1 protein-coding gene is annotated in these 1,802 nt (G+C 67.2%); it reads right to left on the bottom strand.

The window, feature by feature from the left end; all coding sequences use genetic code 11:
- A partial coding sequence (dxs, locus tag U1839_RS26730; protein ID WP_332806598.1) for a 1-deoxy-D-xylulose-5-phosphate synthase occupies positions 1–1,802 on the bottom strand: 1,802 nt, incomplete at both ends.

Genomic DNA, 1,802 nt, shown 5'->3' on the forward strand with positions numbered 1-1,802 from the left:
TGGCGCAGCGCCTTGAGCACGGTCTCGACGATGGCATCGGCATCGAGCCCGGCTTCGGCATATTGCAGCTCGGGCTTGTCCTGGTCCTGGAAGGTGTCGGGCAGGCGCATGGTGCGCAGCTTGAGCCCGCCATCGATCAGCCCGGTGTCGCTGGCCAGCGTCAGCACATGCGCGCCGAGCCCGCCGACCGACCCTTCCTCGATCGTTACCGCGACCTCGTGGCTTGTCAGCAGCTTGCGGATCAGCGCCTCGTCGAGCGGCTTGGCGAACCTCAAGTCGGCGACCGTCGTCGACAGCCCCTTGGCCTCGAGGATCTCGGCCGCCTTGAGCGCCTCGCCCAGCCGCGTGCCGAGCGACATGATCGCGACCTTGTGGCCTTCCTTGACGATGCGACCCTTGCCGATCTCGAGCTGTTGCGCGGTGGCGGGGAGTTCGACCCCGGTGCCGTTGCCGCGCGGGTAGCGCACCGCGATCGGCCCGCTGTCGTGCAGCGCGGCGGTATGCGTCATGTGCACCAGCTCGGCCTCGTCGGCCGCCGCCATCACCACGAAGTTGGGCAAGGTCGCGAGATAGGTCACGTCGAAGCTGCCGGCATGCGTCGCGCCATCGGCGCCGACCAGCCCGGCACGGTCGATCGCGAACCTGACGGGCAGGTTCTGGATCGCCACGTCATGCACCACCTGATCATAGGCGCGCTGCAGGAAGGTCGAGTAGATCGCGCAGAACGGCCGCATGCCCTGCGCCGCAAGGCCCGCGGCGAAGGTCACGCCATGCTGTTCGGCGATGCCGACGTCGAAGAAGCGCTCCGGATAGGCCTTGCTGAACGCGTCGAGCCCGGTGCCCGACGGCATCGCTGCGGTGATCGCGCAGATCCGCGGGTCGCTGGCAGCTTCTTTCACCAGCTGCGCGCCGAACACATTCTGATATTGCGGCGGGCCCGGCGGTGCCTTGGCCTGCGCGCCGGTGATCACGTCGAACTTCTGCACGCCGTGATATTTGTCGGCCGCGGCCTCGGCCGGGCCATAGCCCTTGCCCTTCTTGGTCACGACATGGACGAGGATCGGCCCCTCCTCGGCATCGCGGACATTTTCCAGCACCGGGATGAGATGATCGAGATTATGGCCGTCGATCGGCCCGACATAATAGAAGCCGAGCTCCTCGAAGAAGGTGCCCCCGGTCGCCATGCCGCGGGCATATTCTTCCGCCCGCGACGCCGCCTTGTGCATCCGGCTCGAGATGCGCCGCGTGATCTTGCTCGCGAGACTCCGCAGCCCGAGATATTCCGAGGAGGAGATCAGCCGCGCCAGGTACGCCGACAGCCCGCCGACCGGCGGCGCGATCGACATGTCATTGTCGTTGAGGATCACGATCAGCCGGTTGCCGGCCTGCTCGGCATTGTTCATCGCCTCGTACGCCATGCCGGCCGACATCGCGCCGTCGCCGATCACCGCAATGCCCTTGCCCGGCGTGCCCGCCAGCTTGTTGGCCACCGCAAAACCCAGCGCCGCCGAGATCGAGGTCGAGCTATGCGCCGCGCCGAACGGGTCGTACTCGCTCTCGCTGCGCTTGGTGAAGCCCGACAGCCCGCCGCCCATGCGCAAGGTGCGAATGCGGTCGCGCCGGCCGGTCAGGATCTTGTGCGGATAGCATTGGTGCCCGACGTCCCACACCAGCCGGTCATTGGGGGTATCGAAGACATAGTGAATCGCGGTGGTCAGCTCGACCACGCCCAACCCCGATCCGAGGTGACCCCCGGTCGTCCCCACCGCCGAAATCGTCTCCGCGCGCAACTCGTCCGCCAG

This window comes from Parasphingomonas halimpatiens (genome assembly GCF_036663795.1).
Taxonomy (GTDB): Bacteria; Pseudomonadota; Alphaproteobacteria; order Sphingomonadales; family Sphingomonadaceae; genus Sphingomonas.